Consider the following 18,828-nt stretch of genomic DNA (forward strand, 5'->3'; position numbering starts at 1 on the left):
TGCCAAAGGTCAGTGCGGGCCTATGCCCTGGCGCTGGCCGGGGCAGCGAAACCTGCCAATTAGGGTAAGATTTTCCCCGGATTCATCAGGTCACGCGGGTCCAGCAGGCGCTTCAACTCCGTCATCAGGGTGATTTCCAGAGGGGAGCGGGCGCGGGCCAATTCGTCGCGCTTCTTGCTGCCGATGCCGTGCTCGGCGCTGATCGATCCGTCCAGGTCCAGCACCACGTCATGGACGGCCCGCATGATACGGGGCCCCAGTGCCAGGAAGGCGGCGCGCTCGGTCGGGTCGTCGCTGTCGGGCCGGGCGATATTATAGTGGATGTTGCCGTCGCCCAGATGGCCGAAAGGGTAGGGGCGGGCGCCGGGGCAAAGGTCGGCCACCGCGCGGTTCGCCCGCTCGATGAACTGGGGCACGCGGCTGACGGGCACGGCCACATCATGGTGCAGGGCGCCGCCCACCTTGCGTCCGATCTCCGGCAGGCCCTCGCGCAGGCGCCACAGCTTCTGGCGCTGGTCGCCGCTGGCGGCCAGGGTGGCGTCCGTTGCCTCCCCCGCCTCCAGGGCCTCTGCCAGGGCGCCTTCCACCGTTTCGCGCAGGGCGTCGCCGGGCGTACCCGCCGTCAATTCCGTCAGGATGTACCAGGGTGACGGCTCCGACAGCGGGTCGTTGTGTTCGCCCAGGTAGCGGGCGGCGCCATCGATGGCGAAGCGCGGCATGATCTCGAAGGCCGACACGGCGTCGCCGCTGGCCTGGCGCAGCCGCTTCAGCAGGCGCAGGGCGGCGGTCACGTCCGGCACGGCCACCAGGGCCGTTTCCATCTGCCGCGGTCGGGGCACCAGCGACAGGGTAGCGGCGGTGATGATGCCCAGCGTGCCCTCCGCCCCCAGGAACAGGTGCTTCAGGTCATAGCCGGTGTTGTCCTTGCGCAGGCGGCGCAGGCCGTTCCAGATCTGGCCGTCCGGCAGCACCACCTCCAGCCCCAGCACCTGGGCGCGGGCGTTGCCGTAGCGCAGGGTCAGGATGCCGCCGGCGTTGGTCGACAGGTTGCCGCCAATCGTGCAACTGCCCTCGGCACCCAGGCTCAGGGGGAACATCAGGTCGACGTCGTTCGCCGCCTGCTGCGCCGTGGCCAGAATGACGCCCGCCTCCACCGTCATGGTATGGTCCAGCGCGTCCACCTCGCGGATGCGGTTCAGGCGGCCCAGGTTCAGCAGCACGGTGCCCGCCGCCGCCAGCGCCCCGCCCACCAGGCCGGTGTTGCCCCCTGGGGCACCAGGGCGATGCCGGCCGCCGCCGTCAGGCGCACCACGGCCGCCACCTCCTCCACCGTACCCGGGCGCACCACCGCCAGCGGCGTGCTGACGGCGTTGCCGCGCGCCTCGGTCAGGTAGGGGGCCTGCGCCTCCGCCCCGGTGATGACGCCAGCGGGCCCCAGCAGGTCGGCCAGCGCGGCCAGGCAGGCTTGGACGGTCTGGGGGGCGGGGGTGCTCATGGGGCTTCATCCGGAATCAGGGCCGCCAGATCCGTGACGCCCACGTCCTGGCCGGCCTGGGTCAGCAGGGTGGTCACCTGGCCGCGATGATGGGTTTGGTGGTTGAAGAATTGCACGGTCAGGTCGCCGAAGCGGCGGGCGCAGGCAACGCCCGCACTGTTGGTATAGGCCAGGACGTGGTTCATGTCACAGGCGCGCACGCTGGCCGCCCACTGCGTGATCGCCGTGTCGATCACCCGGCGGTCGGCCGCCAGGCTGGCCAGATCCTGGTACAGCGCCTCGTCCAGCCGCGACGGCAGGGCCAAGTCCATCACCGGGTCCAGGGTGGTATAGCCGGCGGGGTGGGTGCGGAAGCGCCGCAGCCAGAGAAGGTCCGCCACCATCAAATGGTTCAGCGTGCCCAGGATGGAGCGGAAGAACGCCCCCCGGTCGGCGGCCAGGGCCTCCGCCGGCAGCTTGCCCGCCGCCTCGATCACCTTGGCGTTCATCCAGGCATTGTAGCGGGCCATCAGGGCGATATACCGGGGCTCTGTCATAAGGCGGCCTCAACTCCGGGGCGGGGCGCCAGAGTGTCCGGTCCCGGCCCGTGGGATCAAGTGCTAACGCGCCGCCCGTCCACCGGTTCCGGTCATGAGGGCCGATGTCAGGGGCGCGGTGCCGCCGCGCGGCGCAGGCGATCATTGATGGCCAGGCCCAGGCCCACATCCGGGATGGTCATGACCGCGATGCCGCTGAGGCCGGGCTTGTCCAGCCGGCGCAGCATGGCGAACAGGTTGGCGGCGGCCTCGTTCAGGTCGCCGGTGGGGGACAGGTTCAGCCGCTCCGCCCCGCCCAGGACGAAGCGATCGGGGCCGAAGCCCAGCAGCGCTTCATTCTTCGCGGCGTTCAGTGCGTTCAGGCGCACGGGCAGGCCGGGGGCGTAGTGGCTTTCCAGCATGCCCGGCGCCTTGATCCCGGTTCCGGGAGTGGCGGCGCGCTGAACGGGGCCCAGGACGGCCTCGATCTCCTCCGGCGTGATGGAGCCGGGACGCAGCAGCACGGGATGCTCGCCCGACAGGTCCAGCACGGTGGACTCCACCCCCACCGGGCAGCGACCATCCGCCAGGATCATCGCCAGCCGGCCCCCGCCGCTCTCGGGAAACTCCTCCCGCACATGAATGGGGGCGGTGGGACTGACATGGCCGGACCGGTTGGCGCTGGGCGCCGCGATGGGGCGACCGCTGGCCTGCAGCAGGGCGCGGGCGGTGGGGTGGCGCGGCACCCGCACCGCCACCGTGTCCAGCCCGGCGCTGACCAGCAGCGACAGGGCGGCGTCTTTCTTGCGGGGCAGCACCAGGGTCAAGGGACCCGGCCAATACAGGTCGGCCATCTGGTGCGCCCGCTCATCCATCACGGCATAGCGTTCCACCGCCGCGACATCGGGCAGATGGACGATCAGGGGGTTGAAGCTGGGGCGGCCCTTGGCGGCGAAGATGTCGGCCACTGCCTGGTCGTTGCCGGCGTCGCCCCCCAGGCCATAGACCGTCTCCGTCGGGAAGGCCACCAGCTTGCCGGCGGCCAGCGCCTGGGACGCGCGGGCCAGCGCCTCAGGCGTGGGCGGGGACATGTCGGGGGCAGGGTGTTGGGTCACGGGGCCGGCACCAGGTGAAGGATGTCTCCCCCTATCTAGCCCACCGGCCCGCCCGGTCCAAGGCCGCCGGTCGCAGGGCCGCCCCCACCCTTTTGAGGCATCGCCGATTGTGCGCTGCACCCTTGCCCGCCATCGCGGCGGGGTCCACACTGCCGACCACGGTCATTCCTTGAAGGGGGAACCATCATGGCGGGTCACGTCGTCACCATCGCGCAGCAGAAGGGCGGGGCGGGCAAGACCACGCTGGCCATCCAGCTGGCGGTGGCCTGGTCTCTGGCCGGGATGCGGGTGGCGGTGGTGGACATCGACCCCCAGGGCAGCCTGACCGCCTGGTTCGGCCTGCGCGCGCAGGCGCTGGACGATCCCGGCCTGACCCACATGCAGATCAACGGCTGGCGCACCCAGAAAGAGGTGGAGCGCCTGGCGCGGGAACATGACGTGGTGGTGGTGGACAGCCCCCCGCATGCCGAGACGGAGGCGCGCATCGCCGTGCGCGTGGCCGACCTGGTGGTGGTGCCGGTGCAGCCCAGCCCCATGGACCTGTGGGCCACCCGCCCGACGCTGGACATGGCGAAGACGGAAAAGCGGCCGGTGCTGGTGACGCTGAACCGCGTGCCGCCCCGCGCCAAGCTGGCCGACCGGTTGACGGAGGCGGTGGCGGGCCTGGGCGTGCCCATGGCGGAGGCGGTGATCGGCAACCGCGTGGGCTTTGCTGGTGCCATGATGGACGGCCTGTCGTTGCAGGAAACTGACCGCCGCGCCAAGGGATCGGAAGAGATCGCGGCCCTGGCCGGGGAGATCCTGGCCCGCCTGGGCGGCACCCTGACGGCCGGCACCCGCAGCGCCAGCGCCTGACGCACCCCTTCCGGGTGCCTACCCCTGGGGTGCCTGCCCCTGGGGTGCCTGCCCCTGGGGTGCCTGCATTGCGGCCGGCGCGCGGGGCGGTGTATACCCGATGTCGCCGTCTCGGGGGGCGTGGCGGCGCTGGGGTGGGGTTGGGAACCAATGCAAATTCTGTCGCGCCTGTTTTCGCGCCGTGCGCCGGTGACCGGGACGGCGGCGTCGCCGATCCTGCCTGACGTGGTGATCGCCGAGCCGTTCAACGCCTTTGTCCATGGGCTGAATGCCATCACCATCCCCGGTGACCTGCGGGCCACGCGGGATGGGGCGCCGCTGCAGGCCCTGGTGATGGATGCGGCGGGCACCCAGGTGCGCGTGGGCGACGTGGTCCAGGCGACCCCCGGCATCGACCGCGTCGCCTTCGCCGCCTTCCCCGAAGGAATGGGCCCCGCCTTCTGGCTGTTCGTGGTGGCGCCGCTGGACGGTGCCGATCCCGCGCCGCTGCTTCCGGCCTTGCGGGCGCTGGCGGCGGGCCTGGGGGCGCGGCCGCCGCTGGCGGTGGGCTGTGAAGGCCCCGCCCTGGACCGGGCCAGGCTCAGCTTCGCCATGATCAGTGATGAGCCGCCGCCGGCCACCCTGCCGCCCCTGGACCAGCCGGTGGTGGATGACGGCGCGCTGACCCCCGAACAGCGGCAGTGGCGGGAGGAGGGGGTGGCCATCCTCAAGGGCTTCCTGTCCGATGAGCTGCTGGACCCCTATATAGCCCGCCGCGAACAGTTGGGCCGGGCGGGCGGCTGGCGGTCCCCCACCCCCTATATGCAGGTGGAGGAATTGCGGCGCATCTGCCTGCATCCGCCCCTTATGGGCGTGCTGAACAGCCTGGTGGGGGAGGAGATGCTGCTGCACCTCAACCTCACCGGCTGGATCTCGACCGAGCGTGATTGGCATCAGGACGAGTATCTGAGCCCACCCTTCGTCAACAGCTGGTACGCCGCCGTGTGGATCGCGTTGGACCGCATCCACCCAGACGCCGGTCCCTTCGAATACATCCCCGGTTCGCACCGCTGGCCGTTGCTGCGCGGCGACAAGGTGCGCCAGTTCATGACCGGCGACGAACGGCGCCTCAGCGCGGTCACCGACAGCGGCTATGACGCCTGGCCCAGCATCACCCAATCCTATGTCGCGCCCATCGTGGAGGCGGAAATCGCCCGGCGCGGTGTCGAAAAGCGGGCCTTCCTGGCGGAAAAGGGCGATGTGCTGATCTGGCACGGCCGCCTGATGCATCGCGGCTCCCCCGCGCGGCAGCAGGGTCTGGAGCGGCGGTCCCTGATCGCGCACTATACCGGCGTGAACCACCGTCCCGACATGCCGGAGCGCCGGTTCGAGGGCGGCGGACACTACGCCGTGTTCCACACGCCCCTGCTGTGACCCTCTTCCTCTGATGAGCCGGCTTTTCCCATGACCTTCCTGTCCCGCCTCCTCGGCCGCCGGCCGGCCGCCGCACCCGTCGCCCCGCCACCGGCGCCGTCGCTGCCGCCGCTGCTGATCGTGGAGCGGGTGGTGACGCGGGTGGCCAACCTGGAGGTTGTGGAGGTGCCGGGCGACATCCGGTCTGGCCGGCCAGACCGGAAGCTGCACGCCCTGCTGGTCGATGAGGCGACCGGCCAGGCGCGCCAGGGGCCGCTGGTGTCGCGCACCCCGGATGGTCTGTTCGACGGCGATCTGCGCTGTGACCGCGTCACCGTCCCACCCTTCCCCAATGGCTGCGGCCCCGTCTACTGGCTGTTCGTGGCCGAGGCGGAGGAGGTGCCGGATGCCCAGGCGCTGGCGCCCGCGCTGCTGGCCTTGGCCCGCACGCTGGGTGACCGGCCGCCCCTGGGCGCCCTGTGCTACGGCACGCCGCCGGACGCCAGCGGCGGCATCCGCTTTTCCATGCTGAGTGACCATCCCGACCCCGAGGGCCTGCCGCCCCTGGACCAGCCGGTGGTGGATGAGGCCGCGCTGACCCCCGAACAGCGGCAGTGGCGGCGCGAGGGTGTCGTCCTGCTCAAGGGCTTCCTCGGCGACGACCTGCTGGATCCCTACATCAAGCGGCGCGAGCAGGTGGACCGGGCGCTGGGCTGGATCACCCCCACTCCCTACATGCAGGTGGAGGAGTTGCGGCGCATCTGCCTGCATCCGCCGCTGATGACCATCATGAACAGCCTGATCGGGGAGGAGATGATGCTGCATCTCAACCTCACCGGCTGGGCCTCGACGGAGCGCAACTGGCACCAGGACGAATATCTCAGCCCGCCCTTCGTCAACGGCTGGTACGCCGCCGTGTGGATCGCCCTGGACCGTATCGACCCGGATTCCGGGCCGTTCGAATACGTCCCGGGTTCCCACCGCTGGCCCCTGCTGCAGGGGGAGAGGGTGCGGCAGTTCATGACCGCGGCGGAACGCGACCGTGTCACCGGCACCACCGGCAGCGCCTCCTGGCCGCACTTGACGCAGCGCTACGTCACGCCCGCCATCGAGGCGGAGATCGCGGCCCAGGGGGTGGAGACGCGCCGCTTCCTGGGGGAGAAGGGCGACGTGCTGATCTGGCATGGCCGGTTGATGCACCGGGGCTCGGCGCCGAACCGCCCGGGGGTGGAACGGCGGTCGCTGATCGGTCACTACACCGGCGTGAACCACCGCCCCGACATGCCCAACCGGCGGTTCGACCATGGCGGGCACTATGCCGTGTTCGACTATCCGTTGAAGTAGGCGCGCGCGGGCCTCCCCAGCCGGTCCGATCTGTGCCAATCTCACGGTCAGCCGCGCCGTCAGGGGCCGCCCATGACCGTCCCATCCTCCCGTCTTGTGTCCGTCCGCCGCCATGACGGCCTGCGGGACGCTTGGCATGTGGCCAATCTGGCGCCGCCGCCGGCCCTGTCCGGCCTGCTGGACGGTTATGCCGATTACCGCGAACGCACCAGCTTCACCACCCGCCGGGAACTGCCCCACGCCCAGGCCGTCCTGATCGTCAATCTGGCGGAACCGATCGGCATCGTCGGCGGCGACGGGCGACCGATCACCGTGCGTGCCGGGGAGGGCTTCGTGGCCGGCGCCCACCTGGCGCCGGCGCTGTCCCGGTCGGGCGGCACCCAGGCGGGGATGCATATCTTCCTGCCGCTCTCCAGCCTGCGGCGCCTGCTGGGCTGCCCGTTGACGGAGGTGGTGGACCGCGTGGTGCCCCTGGATGCCGTGCTGGGTCCGGCGGGGACGCGGCTGGGCCAGGCGTTGGCGGAGGCGCCGGACGGGGCCGGACGCATGGCCATCCTGGATGAGGCGCTGAGCCGCCGCTTCGCCGCCCTGCCGGGCCTGCCGCGGGCGCAGATGCACGCGCTGACCCTGCTGCGCGACCGGCCCGACCTGGACATCGCCGACATCGCGCACGAGATCGGGTGGAGCGCCAAGCACCTCGCCGCCCGCGTGAAGGACGCGCTGGGCGTGGGGCCGCGCACCTACCGGCGCCTGCTGCGTTTCGAGGCGCTAACCAAGCGGCTGGGGGCGGCCCCGCCGGATGAGGCCAGCGGCGGCTGGGCCGGCATCGCCATCGACGCCGGCTATTGCGACCAGTCGCACATGATCCGGGAGTTTCGGGAGTTCGCCGGGTTGACGCCAGGGCAATACCTGGCCCAGTCCCTGCCGGACGGCGGCGGCCTGGTGGAGGCCGGAATGGGGGAGGCCAGGATCGAGAAGGTAAATTAGATCCAATCCAGGCCGCGCCGTCCGGCCCTAGGGTCGGGGCAGCGGCATCCTCGCCGCCTGACAGGAGACCGAGCCCCATGCCCACCCCTTCCTTGATCCCCTGCCTGCGCTATCAGGACGCGCCGGCCGCCATCGACTTCCTGTGCGCCGCCTTCGGCTTCCGGCGCCATGCCGTTTATGCCGACGACCAGGACCCCAGCCTCATCCATCACGCGCAGCTGACGCTGGGCGACGGCATGGTCATGCTGGGATCAGCCCGGCCGGGGCCGTCCACCGACGCCTATCGCTGGAAAACGGCGGCGGAGGCGGGGGGCGTCACAGCCTGCGTCTACATCGTCGTTGACGATTTGGACGCCCATCACGACCGCGCCCGCGCCGCCGGGGCCGAGATCGTGACCCCGCCGCACGACAATGAAGGCTACCCCGGCCGCGGCTACCACGCCCGCGATCCGGAGGGAAACAGCTGGAGCTTCGGTACCTACGATCCCTGGGCGCCGCTTTGAGGAGGGGGCGCCAATCATCAGCGGCGGGCTTCCGACCCGCCGTCTTACCCCTGTTTAAAGCGCCTGCACCGCCGCCAGCACGGCGTCGACATGGCCGGGCACCTTGACCTTGCGCCACACCTTGGCCACCTGGCCGTCCTTGTCGATCAGGAAGGTGGCGCGTTCGATGCCGAAGTACGTCCGGCCGTACATGTTCTTTTCCACCCACACGCCATAGCGTTCGCACACGTCGCTGTCGGCGTCGGACGCCAGGGTGAAGGGCAGGTTGTACTTCTTCTTGAATTTGTCGTGGCTGGCCACGCTGTCCTTGGACACGCCAATGATGGTGGCGTCCACCTTCTCGAAGTGCGGCAGGGATTCACCGAAGCCGCAGGCCTCGGCCGTGCAGCCGCTAGTATCATCCTTGGGGTAGAAGTACAGCACCACCGGACGGCCTTTCAGGGACGACAGGGTGATGCTGCCGCCACCATCGGTGGGCATGGTGAAGTCCGGGGCGGGGGTTCCGACCTCAACGGCCATGGTGCTTTTCCTTCCTGGGTTCGGGCCTGGGTTCGGGCCAAGGTTTGCGACAGGACCAGGTACGCTCCAGCCTGTCGGTTGGATCAAGGGGCCGGCGCCGGCAGGCGGGCGGCGGGTTCCTCCACCACCTTCCGGAACAGGGCGTGGGCCTGGGCCGCCGCGGCCCGGATCTTTGCCTCCGCCGCGTCGAAGTCAAGGCCGTCGCCCACGGCTTCCGCCAGGGCCAGGCGCAGGGCGGGGGGCGCCTCCGCCACCTTGACCTCGCCCGCCACCGTCAGGCGCAGGAAGGCCTGCACCCGGCGCCACAGGCGGTGGATGTCGATCATGGCGTCGGCGTCCGCCGCGTCCAGCAGCCCGGCGTCGCGCAGGCGGGCCAGGGCGCCGGTGGTGTTGGGGTCCAGGATGCCGGGATGGTCGGCGGCGTGGCGCAGGGTCAGGTACTGCACCAGGAACTGGATGTCGACCATGCCGCCACGCACATGCTTCACCGACCAGGGGTCCTTGGTGTGGTGCTCCCGGTCCATGCGGGCGCGCATGTCGGCCACATCGGCCAGCAGCTTGTCCGGATCGCGCCGTTGCACCAGCACGGCGCGGATGGCCTCGGTCAGTTGTGCCCGCAGGGCCGGCGGGCCGGTCAGCACCCGGGCGCGGGTCAGCGCCATGTGTTCCCAGGTCCAGGCGCTTTCCCGCTGGTATCGGATGAAGGCGTCCAGGCTGACGGCCAGGGGCCCCTTGTTGCCGGACGGGCGCAGCCGCATGTCCACCTCATACAACGCGCCCTCCGCCGTGGGGGCGGTGATGGCGTTGATCAGGCGCTGGGTCAGGCGGATGTAATACTCGCTGGGCGACAGCGGCTTGGGCCCATTGGATAGGTCCGCCCCCTCCGGCACCTGATAGACCGTGATCAGGTCCAGATCCGACCCCAGGGACAGCGAACCGGCGCCCAGGCGGCCCATGCCCAGGATGGCCATGCCGGCCCCCTCATCCGTTCCGGACACGAAACAACCATGGCGGGGCCTATACTCTGCCTCCACCCGTCCATGCAGGACCGCCAGCGCGGTTTCCGCCACCTCGGTCAGGAAGGGGCCGCACTGGTCGCCATCGGTCAGGTGGCGCAGGATCTGGATGCCGGCGCGCAGGCGCTGGTCACTGGTCCAGCGCCGCGTCAGGTCCAGCACCTCCTCGAAGTGGTGGGCGTCGGCCAGCAGGCGGGACAGCCCCTCGCGCAATTCTTGGGCGTCCGGCAGATGGTCGAAGAAGCCGGGCGTCAGCACGGCGTCCAATTGCGATGGGCGTCGCGACAGGCTGTCGGCCAGGCGGGGCGCTGTGCCCATGATCAGGGCCACCAGCTCCAGCAGCTTGGGGTTGGCGTAGAACAGGCTGAACAGCTGCACCCCGGCGGGCAGGCGGTTCAGGAACTCATCGAACTTCAGGAAGGCTTGGTCCGGCTGCGCCGTGCCGCCCAGGGCCGCCAGCAGGCTGGGCACCAGCTCCGTTAGCAGCTCCCGGGCGCGGGTGCTGCGGGTGGCGCGATAGCGACCGTGGTGCCATGCGCGGATTTGCGCGGCCACGGCCGACGGGTTCTGAAAGCCCAGGGACCGCAGGGTGGTGATGGTGTCGGGGTCGTCCTCCGTCCCGGTGAAGACCAGGTTGCCGGGGCCGGACAGGGGCGGCGCCTCCTCGAACAGGGCGGCGTAGCGGTCCTCCACCCGGCCCAGGGTGGCCAGCAGCTCGGTGCGGAAGCTGTCGGCGTCGGTATAGCCCAGGAAGGTGGCGATGGCGGCCACGCCGGCGTCATCCACCGGCAGCTTGTGGGTCTGCTGGTCGTCCACCATCTGCACCCGATGCTCCACCCGGCGCAGGAAGCGGTAGGCCGCCTTCAAATCCTCCGCCGCCGCTTCGCTGACCCGTCCGGCCGCGACCAGCGCGTCCAGCGCCATCATGGTGGCGGGGATGCGCAGATGGGCGTCGCGCCCGCCATAGATCAGCTGCTGGGTCTGGGCGAAAAACTCGATCTCGCGAATGCCGCCGCGCCCCAGCTTGATGTCGTGGCCGTTCACCGCCTTGTCGCGATGGCCCTTGTGGGCGCCGATCTGGCGCTTGATGGAATGGATGTCCTGGATGGCGGCGAAGTCCAGGCTGCGGCGCCAGACGAAGTGGCGGATCAGGCCCATGAAATCCTGGCCGGCCTTGCGGTCGCCCGCCACGGGCCGCGCCTTGATCATGGCCGCCCGTTCCCAGTTTTGGCCCAGGCTGCCGTAATACGCCTCGGCGGCGGAGACGGAAACGGCCAGCGGTGTGGCGCCGGGGTCGGGGCGCAGACGCAGGTCGGTGCGGAAGACATACCCGTCCACCGTCCGCTCCTCCATGATGCGCACCAGCTCGCGCGCCAGCCGCACGAAGGTGCGGGTCATCTCATCCGGGTCGCGGGCCTGGACCACGCCGTCGTCATAGAGGACGATCAGGTCGATATCGCTGGAATAGTTCAGCTCCAGCGCCCCGAACTTGCCCATGGCCAGGACGATCAGGCCGCTGCCGGCCTCGGGGTCGTTCTCCGCGTCGGGCAGGCGGATTTCCCCCTTGGCCGCCAGTTGGCGCAGCAGGTGGCGCGCCGTCAGCCGCAACGCCGTTTCCGCCAGTTGGCTTAACGCGCCCGTCACTTGCTCCAGCGTCCACGCGCACGATATGTCGGCGGCGGCGATCAGCAGGGCGGCGCGGCGCTTGGCCACGCGCAACGCCTTCATCAGGTGGTCAGTGGTGGTGGCGCCCCCCACATCCCCCCAAAGCCCCTCCAGCATCTCCATGAAGGTGGCGTCGAAGCCCTGTGTGGCCACCTGCCGGAAGAACGCCTGTTCCTTCAGCAGGGCCTGGCCCAGGAAGGGGCTGTTGCCCAGGACTGCCCGCAGCAGGGCCCCGCCCGCCTCGTCCACCGCGTAGGTGCTGGCGAATTCCGTCAGCTCCGGATCGCCGGAGTCCTCCGCCCGCCGGTGCCAGGACTCCAGCCCGCGGGCCAGAAGTTCGGTATCTGCCGCCTGGGGTAGGGATTTCGCATTGAACATGGATGTCTGGCCGGGCTATGCCAGGAATCGGACCTTGCCCCCGTGTAACCCGTCCATCGCGCCCTATGTTGCTGGGCGGGACGGTGGTGGCGGGCGGGGTCCGTTCGCTGTTCGCCGTTCGCGGTTGGAAGGGTCAACGGGGGCAGAGTGCCCGCGGGCCGCCGACCGGGTCAAGCCATGCTGGAAGTCTGAACCTTTGCCTCGTCCCACGCCGCCCCTTCCCCCCGCCGAGGCGCCGGCTGGCGCCCCGACTGGGACGCCAGTCGGGACGGAGCCCGTGGGGCTGCGCGTGCCCGGCCGGCGCCCGCCGGAGGTGCCCGATCCGCTGCCTAAGGCACCCCGGCCGCCGCGCAAGCGGCGCGGCGTGGTGGGACACACGGCCCTGGTGATCCTGGAACTGGTGGCCGGCCTGCTGCTGGTGGTGCTGCTGACCGCTGGCCTGTTGTCCTGGCGCCTCAGCCGTGGGCCCATGCCCATCTCGTGGTTCGCGCCCTATCTTGAGCAGGCGGTGAACGAGGGCGGCACCGTCCATATCTCGGTCCACAAGGTGGCCTTGGCCAAGGCGGCCAAGGGCGCCACGGTGGAAATCATGGCCGATGACGTGGTGCTGACCGGCACGGGCGGCGCCACGGTGGCGACATTGCCGGAATTCCGCATTGCGCTGTCGGTGCCGGCCCTGCTGCACGGGCGCCTGGCGCCCACCCGCATCGTGCTGGTCCGCCCCCGCCTGAACGCCATCCGCGAGGTTGACGGTCGCTTCCGTCTGGCGCTGTTGTCGGATGACGACACCGACGACGGCAACGACTTCATGGCCGACCTGATCGCGGCCCTGAAGCGGCCGCCCGACCCCTTGGAACCCCTCGGCGCCTTGACCAAGCTGGTGGTGTCGGAGGCGCGGCTGTCGGTGGACAACCGGCAACTGGGCCTGGTCTGGTCCGCTCCCCGGGCCGATGTCGTGCTCACGCGTGACCGCCAGGGCATCACCGGCAACGCCCAGCTCATGGTCGATTTGGGCGGGCACATGACCCAACTGGCGGCTGACCTGGGCTATCGCCTGGCCGATGGCACCATCAGCGCCGTCGGCCATTTCTCCGGCGTCAGTCCGGCGGACCTGGCCCATGTCACCCGCGCGTCGGACGGCGTGCTGGCGGCGGTGGGCGGCATCGACATGCCCTTGGCCGGCACGATCACCCTGGAACTCGCCGCCGACTTCTCCCCCCGCATCTTCGACGTGGCGCTCAGCGGCACGGCGGGCACCGTCACCCTGCCTGGCCGGTTGAAGGCGCCGCTGGCGGTGGCGAACCTGGACCTGCAGGCACGGCTGGAGCCGGAGGGGCTGACCCTCAACCATCTGAACCTGACCCTGCCGGCCACCAGTGGGACGGCCCCCAATGGCGCGATCCCAGGGTCCACCATCGCGTTGACGGGCAAGGCCGCGAAGCGCGATGACGGCAGTTACCGGGTGGGGCTGAACGCCGAGGTCAAGGCCGTGCCGCTGAACGCGCTGGACGCCCTGTGGCCCCTGGATGCCCTGCCCAAGCCGCGCGCCTGGATTCTGCAGAACCTGTCGGATGGCGCCTTCGACAAGGTCGCCTTCACGCTGGAGGGCAGCGCGCCGGCCGGCCTGTCGGACCTGGTTCCCACCCGTATGGCCGCGACCTTCGCCTTTTCCGGCGCGACCGTGAACTATATGGACGGTTTGCCCAAGGTGAAGGATGTCGGCGGCACCGCCACCTTCGACGGTGGCCACCTGGGCATCGAGCTGACTCAGGGCCGGCTGCTGGACCTCGCCCTAGGCACGTCGCGCCTGGACATCACCGGCCTGGACAAGACGGCGCAGAAGATGGAAATGACCCTGCCCGTCAGCGGCCCCATCTCCTCCGCCCTCACCGTGATCGACACCCCGCCGCTGGGCTATGCCAAGAAGGTGGGCCTGGTGCCGTCCGCCGTGGCCGGCACCGCCGACATGACCCTGCGCTTCGACTTCCCCTTGGTCGCCACGCTCAAGATGGACCAGGTGAAACTGGGCGTGCAGGCGCACCTGAAGAGCGTGGCGGCCGATAACATCGTGGCCGACATCAAGGCGTCCGAGGGCGACCTGACCCTGGTGCTGGACAACAAGGGCATGGACACCAACGGCACCGCCAGGCTGAACGGCATGCCGGCGCGTATCCTGTGGCGCGAGAACTTCCCGGAAGAGGCGCCCATCGGCACCCGTGTCGCCCTGCAGGCCACGGCCACCGACCGCGACCGCCAGTTGTTCCATCTGGACTTTCCTGATTGGGTACGCGGGCCCATGGGGGTCAGCATGGTCTACACCCGTGACGCCCAGCACGCCGAATCCATCCTGGCCGACCTGGACCTGACCCGGTCCGCGCTGGCCGTCGCGCTGATGGATTGGCGCAAGGTGCCGGGCACGCCGGCGTCGGCCCATGTCGAGGTGGGGTTCGACCAGGGGCGCCCCCTGCATATCACCCGCTTCCAGCTGAAGTCGGACGGGATGGAGGCGTCGGGCAGCCTGGACCTGAAGCACGATTTTTCCATCCGCCACATCGCGGTCGACCGCTATCGCCAGGGGCGCACCGACGCCGCGATGACGGTGGACATGGATGATGCCGGCGGCATGAGGATCAAGGCGGCCGGTCCCTCGCTGGACGCTCGGCCGTTCCGCCGCTCCGCCAGTGGCGGGGGCAATGGCGGCGGCGGGGGCAATGCCGGCGGTTCGCCCCGGGCGCCGACCGAGGCGGAGCTGAAGGCGCTGGATGCCCGCCCGCCGCTGGATATCGACTTCAACTTCGATAAGGTGGTGACGGCCAACGGCGGGCGTGAGATTGGCGCCAGCAAGGGCCAGTTCGCCCGGCGGGGCCGCAGTTGGCGTTCCGTCGCGCTGGACAGCCGCGTCGGCAAGGACAACGCCGGTCACCTGTCCCTGCGCTATGTACCCGATGGCAACGCCATGGCCCTCACCATCACCTCCGACGACGCCGGCGCCGCCTTGCAACAGCTGGACGTGCTGGACCATCTGCGGGGGGGCAAGCTGGTGGTCAAGGGCCACAGCCTGCCCGGCGACCCGCACGAGGTGGTGGACGGCACCCTGGACGTCACCGATTACCAGGTGGTGGAGGCGCCGGTGATGGCGCGCCTGCTTTCCGCCGCCAGTTTCCAGGGCTTTTCCGACTTCATGAGCGGCGCCCCCATCACCTTCAGCAAGCTGGAGGGCGGGTTCCATTGGACCGAGACCGGCGTCACCTTCCACGACGTGCGCACCTCGGGCGCCGCCATCGGCCTGACCATGGAAGGTGAGATCAACCTCAGCAAGAGCATGGCCGACCTCCAGGGCACCATCGTGCCCTTCAGCACCCTGAACAAGCTGCTGGGGGCCATCCCCATCGTGGGCGACCTGCTGACGGGTGGGGAAGGGCAGGGGCTGCTGTCGGCGACCTATCGGGTGAAGGGCCCGCTGGATGACCTGGATGTGTCGGTGAATCCGCTGGCCGTGCTGGCGCCTGGCTTCCTGCGCAACCTGTTCTTCCTTTCCCCCACTGATGAGGACGGCAAGCCGGAGGCCAAGCCCGCGCCCCGCAAAGGTTCGGGCAAGGCCGGTGGGGCTTCCTCCGGTGGCGAAGGGCCGAAGTGACGGCCCTGGCCTGCGAGCCAGGATTTCAATGCTCTACGGGAGTGCTTTCCGACCCTGAATGCTTCACCGCTGGAACGGTTTCCCGGTGGGCTGAATCGCACGATAGTGGCGAAGTTTCAACGCATTAGTGTCTATGATCGCGATAATGCCCCTAAGGGTATTGCGTCGTGGGCTCATTAATCATATAAGTAAGATTACGAATAAGCCGCATGATTCAAAAACGGCGACAAGCGGGGAGGGTAATGCCATGTCGAGAAATGGCATTAAATGGCCTGATGGTATCCGGCGTCATGTCGGACCCATTCCAATGGTCGGCGGCTATCAAACGGGTTGATAGCCTTGTGTGCAAATATTCTTCTCGATCAGGTTTTCGATTTCCGGAAATGAAAAGCTGAATAAGCTTTTCGTATGCTTGATGATGGCTGATTCGTAGTTGCCTTAGACAACGACGAAAACAATCTCGTTCGTGGGTATGCCCATAAACGACATGAATTCGTGCTGCCTTCTATTCAAGAATCTGAAAATAAATAGGGAGGGTAAGAAGTGGCTGTGAATAAGACTCGGCGCTGGGAGCGCAAAGAGGGCCTTTTAAAATCAGTTTGTGTCCTGGCTCTGGGCACGGCGTTCAGCATGGCGGTGGGCGCCGGCGCGCAGGCGGCGGACGATCCCCAGGGCGTCAGCGCTGCCGACACCAACAGCGACATGCAGGAGATCGTGGTTTCCGGCATTCGCAAGAGCATCGCCAGTGCCGCGGAGCGCAAGCGGGATGCCGACCTGATCATGGATTCCATCGCCCAGGAGGATTTGGGCAAGTTCCCCGACGCCAACGTGGCCGAGTCCCTGCAGCGCGTGCCCGGCATTTCCATCGACCGCAGCAGCGGCGAAGGCCAGAAAGTCACGGTTCGTGGACTGGGTCCGCAGTTCAATACCGTACTGTTCAATGGCCGCACCTTGGCCAATGACAGTTATGGGCGGGATTTCTCCTTCGACCTGCTGCCGGCTGAATTGATCAGCGGGGCCGACACCTACAAAACCTCCGTCGCCCGTGTCCAGGAGGGCGCCATTGGCGCCACCATCAACCTGCATACGGCCCGGCCCTTCGACCTGCCGGGGCCCCACGGGGTCGTCGCGCTCAAAGAGAATTTCGAGACGGCGGGGGATGACAAGCAGCCGCAGGCGTTCGCCCTGCTCAGCGACACCTTCGCCCAGGACAAACTGGGCGTGCTGGCCTCGGTGTCCTATCAAAAGCGCAGCCCGTCCATCAACAGCGTGACCAGCGACGGCTATCTGCCCAACGTCGCCGTCGGACCTTCGTCCGCCCCGCTGTATCAGGACGTCTATGCGCCGCGAAACATCAACGTCAACAATTCCCTGGACCATCGTGAGCGGCTGGGCGCCACCTTGGTCGGCCAGTTCAAGCCCAACAGCGACCTGACCATCACGGTCGACGGCCTGTATGACCATTTCAAGGACGACGCCGACAACAAGTCCCTGGGCTTGTGGTTCGAACCGTCCCAGTACACCGCCGCCACCATCAATTCCAATCGCACCGTCACGTCGCTGACCACCTCTGGTCATGCCGACATGATCAATCAGTCGAGCCTGCGCGACACGTCCACCTATGAAGGCGGCCTCAACGCCGATTGGCAGGCCACCGACACGCTGCATGTGGTTCTGGATGCGACGGCGTCGCGGGCGCACAACGATGGCGCGGGTAAGAGCTTCTTCACCGTGACCGGCGTGCCCACGACCTACAGCTTCACCGAGGGGCCGGTGGGCGAATTACCCTCGGTTTTCGGCTTCACGCCGGGCGCGACCACCAATACCAATGGCGCCTACACCCACCTGGCGCAGCGTTCCGGCAATGACGTGGTCGACCGGGTCACCGAAACCAAGCTCGACCTCGACTGGACCCCTGACTACGGTTTGTTCCATGCCCTGCGCGGGGGCTTCGGGTACACCGACCGCAAGCGCACCACGTTCAGTGCCGGCACGTTGAACGTCAATTGCCTCTACTGCGGCTATCCCACCCTGACGCCGTCGTCGCTGTTGTCCACCTTCACCGTCAAGGGCCTGGGCGGCAACCTGCCGACGTCGTTCCTGGCATACGATCCCAACGCCTATTTGGCCTATCTCAGCAGCCCGGCGGCACTTTCGGCGCTCGATGCCGCCCAGAACCTGGCCCCCGGAACCTCGGCCGCCAACCTGCAATCGCAGTCGCAGGGCAACGGCTTCAATTCCGTGGCCAATCCCGCCGACTTCGTTCAGGAAAAGGTCTACGCGGCCTACGCCGAGACCGATTTCAAGGGCAAGCTCTATGGTGTCGACTGGCTGCTGAACCTGGGGGCCCGCTACGTGGTCACGGACATGAGCGCCGGGTCCCAGTCACGGGCTCTGGTCGATCTGCTGCCGGTCACCAACGATCCCACCATCTACAACGCTGTCTATCAGAACAACGGCCAGTACGTGCCCGTCTCGGCCAGCCATCGCTATTATTCCTTCCTTCCAGACTTCAACCTGACGCTCAAGCCCACGTCGGATACGGTGGTGCGCCTGGCCGGGTCGCAGACCCTGACCCGGCCCAACCTGGGGGATCTGCGTCCGGTCACGTCCTATGATGTGCTCCGCCCGGCGGACATGGAACTGAGCGGCGGCAATCCGGACCTGAAGCCCTACAAGTCCACCAACTTCGACATCTCGGTGGAATGGTATCCGACCCAGACGACCATGCTGTCCGGCGCCTTGTTCAACAAGGACATCAAGGACTACATCGTCACGACCATCGAGACCGAGACCGTCACCATCGCCAATTCCGGCAACCTGCCGGTGGGCGGCTTCATCACCGGCCCCCACACGGCCAGCTTCGCCGCCGCGCGCCCGCACAACCTGGGCAAGGTGAACGTGCAGGGGGCGGAGGTGAACCTGGTCCACACCTTCGACTGGATGCCACATCCCTTCGATGGTTTCGGCGTTCAGCTCAATGCCACCTTCGTGACCACCGACCGCACGTTCGGCAACATGTCGCCCAATGTGCGGTTCGCCATCGTCGGCCTCAGCAATTCCCAGAACGCCACGCTGTTCTATGAGAAATACGGACTGTCCGCCCGCATCGCCTACAACCACCGCGGCGGCTTCCTGTCATCGATTTCCCAAGGATATGGTGGCGAGCCGTTGTTCGTGATGCCTTATGGCCAGGTGGACACCAGCATCTCGTACGAGATCATGGACGGTGTGCAGATCCTGTTCGAGGGGACGAACATCACCGATGAGAAATACGTGACGACCGCCCGCTACTCCAACCAGCTGCGCGGTTGGTACGACTATGGCGCACGCTACGATATCGGCGTCCGCTACAAATTCTGAGGATTTTTCAAGCCTTGCCTGGGTGGTGGCGGTCATCCCGCCGC

Annotated in this window: 13 protein-coding genes; 7 read left to right on the forward strand and 6 right to left on the reverse strand. The window is 68.4% G+C overall.

Annotation, left to right across the window (positions count from 1 at the left end):
- Window positions 1-59: 59 nt before the first annotated feature.
- The 4 genes from UCD39_RS05400 to UCD39_RS05415 all read right to left on the reverse strand — a co-directional run bounded on the left by UCD39_RS05400 (window position 60) and on the right by UCD39_RS05415 (window position 3,101).
- A complete protein-coding gene (locus UCD39_RS05400) occupies window positions 60-1,250 on the reverse strand; it encodes an FAD-binding oxidoreductase (protein WP_330495034.1) in 1,191 nt (396 codons plus the stop codon).
- Complete coding sequence (locus UCD39_RS05405; protein ID WP_330495035.1) at window positions 1,211-1,495, reverse strand: hypothetical protein; 285 nt, start codon at window positions 1,493-1,495, stop codon at window positions 1,211-1,213. Before UCD39_RS05405 ends, UCD39_RS05400 begins: the two co-directional genes overlap by 40 nt.
- Window positions 1,492-2,031, reverse strand: coding sequence for a DinB family protein (locus UCD39_RS05410; protein ID WP_330495036.1), 540 nt, complete (start codon window positions 2,029-2,031; stop codon window positions 1,492-1,494). The genes UCD39_RS05405 and UCD39_RS05410 overlap by 4 nt, the downstream gene beginning before the upstream one ends.
- A 107-nt stretch (window positions 2,032-2,138) precedes the next feature.
- Window positions 2,139-3,101 (reverse strand): L-threonylcarbamoyladenylate synthase, encoded by a 963-nt coding sequence (locus UCD39_RS05415; protein ID WP_330495494.1) that lies wholly within the window; start codon window positions 3,099-3,101, stop codon window positions 2,139-2,141.
- 210 nt (window positions 3,102-3,311) lie between these two features.
- Between UCD39_RS05415 and parA the strand changes: the two genes are divergently transcribed.
- From parA to UCD39_RS05440, 5 genes are all read left to right on the forward strand, one after another.
- On the forward strand, window positions 3,312-3,980 hold the full coding sequence (parA, locus tag UCD39_RS05420; RefSeq protein WP_330495037.1) for a ParA family partition ATPase: 669 nt from the start codon (window positions 3,312-3,314) through the stop codon (window positions 3,978-3,980).
- Window positions 3,981-4,130: 150 nt separating this feature from the next.
- On the forward strand, window positions 4,131-5,393 hold the full coding sequence (locus tag UCD39_RS05425; RefSeq protein WP_330495038.1) for a phytanoyl-CoA dioxygenase family protein: 1,263 nt from the start codon (window positions 4,131-4,133) through the stop codon (window positions 5,391-5,393).
- Window positions 5,394-5,423: 30 nt separating this feature from the next.
- Complete coding sequence (locus tag UCD39_RS05430; RefSeq protein WP_330495039.1) at window positions 5,424-6,716, forward strand: phytanoyl-CoA dioxygenase family protein; 1,293 nt, start codon at window positions 5,424-5,426, stop codon at window positions 6,714-6,716.
- A gap of 72 nt (window positions 6,717-6,788) precedes the next feature.
- Complete coding sequence (locus UCD39_RS05435; protein WP_330495040.1) at window positions 6,789-7,703, forward strand: helix-turn-helix domain-containing protein; 915 nt, start codon at window positions 6,789-6,791, stop codon at window positions 7,701-7,703.
- Window positions 7,704-7,780: 77 nt separating this feature from the next.
- Complete coding sequence (locus UCD39_RS05440; protein ID WP_330495041.1) at window positions 7,781-8,206, forward strand: VOC family protein; 426 nt, start codon at window positions 7,781-7,783, stop codon at window positions 8,204-8,206.
- Window positions 8,207-8,260: 54 nt separating this feature from the next.
- Here UCD39_RS05440 and bcp read toward each other — a convergent pair whose 3' ends face one another.
- Together bcp and UCD39_RS05450 are read right to left on the reverse strand one after the other, a co-directional pair.
- A complete protein-coding gene (gene bcp / locus UCD39_RS05445; RefSeq protein ID WP_330495042.1) occupies window positions 8,261-8,725 on the reverse strand; it encodes a thioredoxin-dependent thiol peroxidase in 465 nt (154 codons plus the stop codon).
- An 83-nt stretch (window positions 8,726-8,808) separates the two neighbouring features.
- Window positions 8,809-11,784 carry a bifunctional [glutamine synthetase] adenylyltransferase/[glutamine synthetase]-adenylyl-L-tyrosine phosphorylase gene (locus UCD39_RS05450; RefSeq protein WP_330495043.1) on the reverse strand — a complete coding sequence of 992 codons (2,976 nt, stop codon included), beginning with the start codon at window positions 11,782-11,784 and terminating at the stop codon, window positions 8,809-8,811.
- A gap of 277 nt (window positions 11,785-12,061) precedes the next feature.
- Between UCD39_RS05450 and UCD39_RS05455 the strand changes: the two genes are divergently transcribed.
- The gene (locus tag UCD39_RS05455) at window positions 12,062-15,421 is read left to right on the forward strand and encodes a YhdP family protein (RefSeq protein ID WP_330495044.1); all 3,360 of its coding nucleotides are present in this window, start codon (window positions 12,062-12,064) and stop codon (window positions 15,419-15,421) included.
- Between the two features lie 630 nt (window positions 15,422-16,051).
- Window positions 16,052-18,784, forward strand: a complete 2,733-nt coding sequence (locus UCD39_RS05460) for a TonB-dependent receptor (RefSeq protein ID WP_330495045.1) — start codon at window positions 16,052-16,054, stop codon at window positions 18,782-18,784.
- The last annotated feature ends 44 nt before the right edge of the window (window positions 18,785-18,828 follow it).

This window comes from Nitrospirillum karajorum (assembly GCF_036348415.1).
GTDB lineage: Bacteria > Pseudomonadota > Alphaproteobacteria > Azospirillales > Azospirillaceae > Nitrospirillum > Nitrospirillum amazonense_B.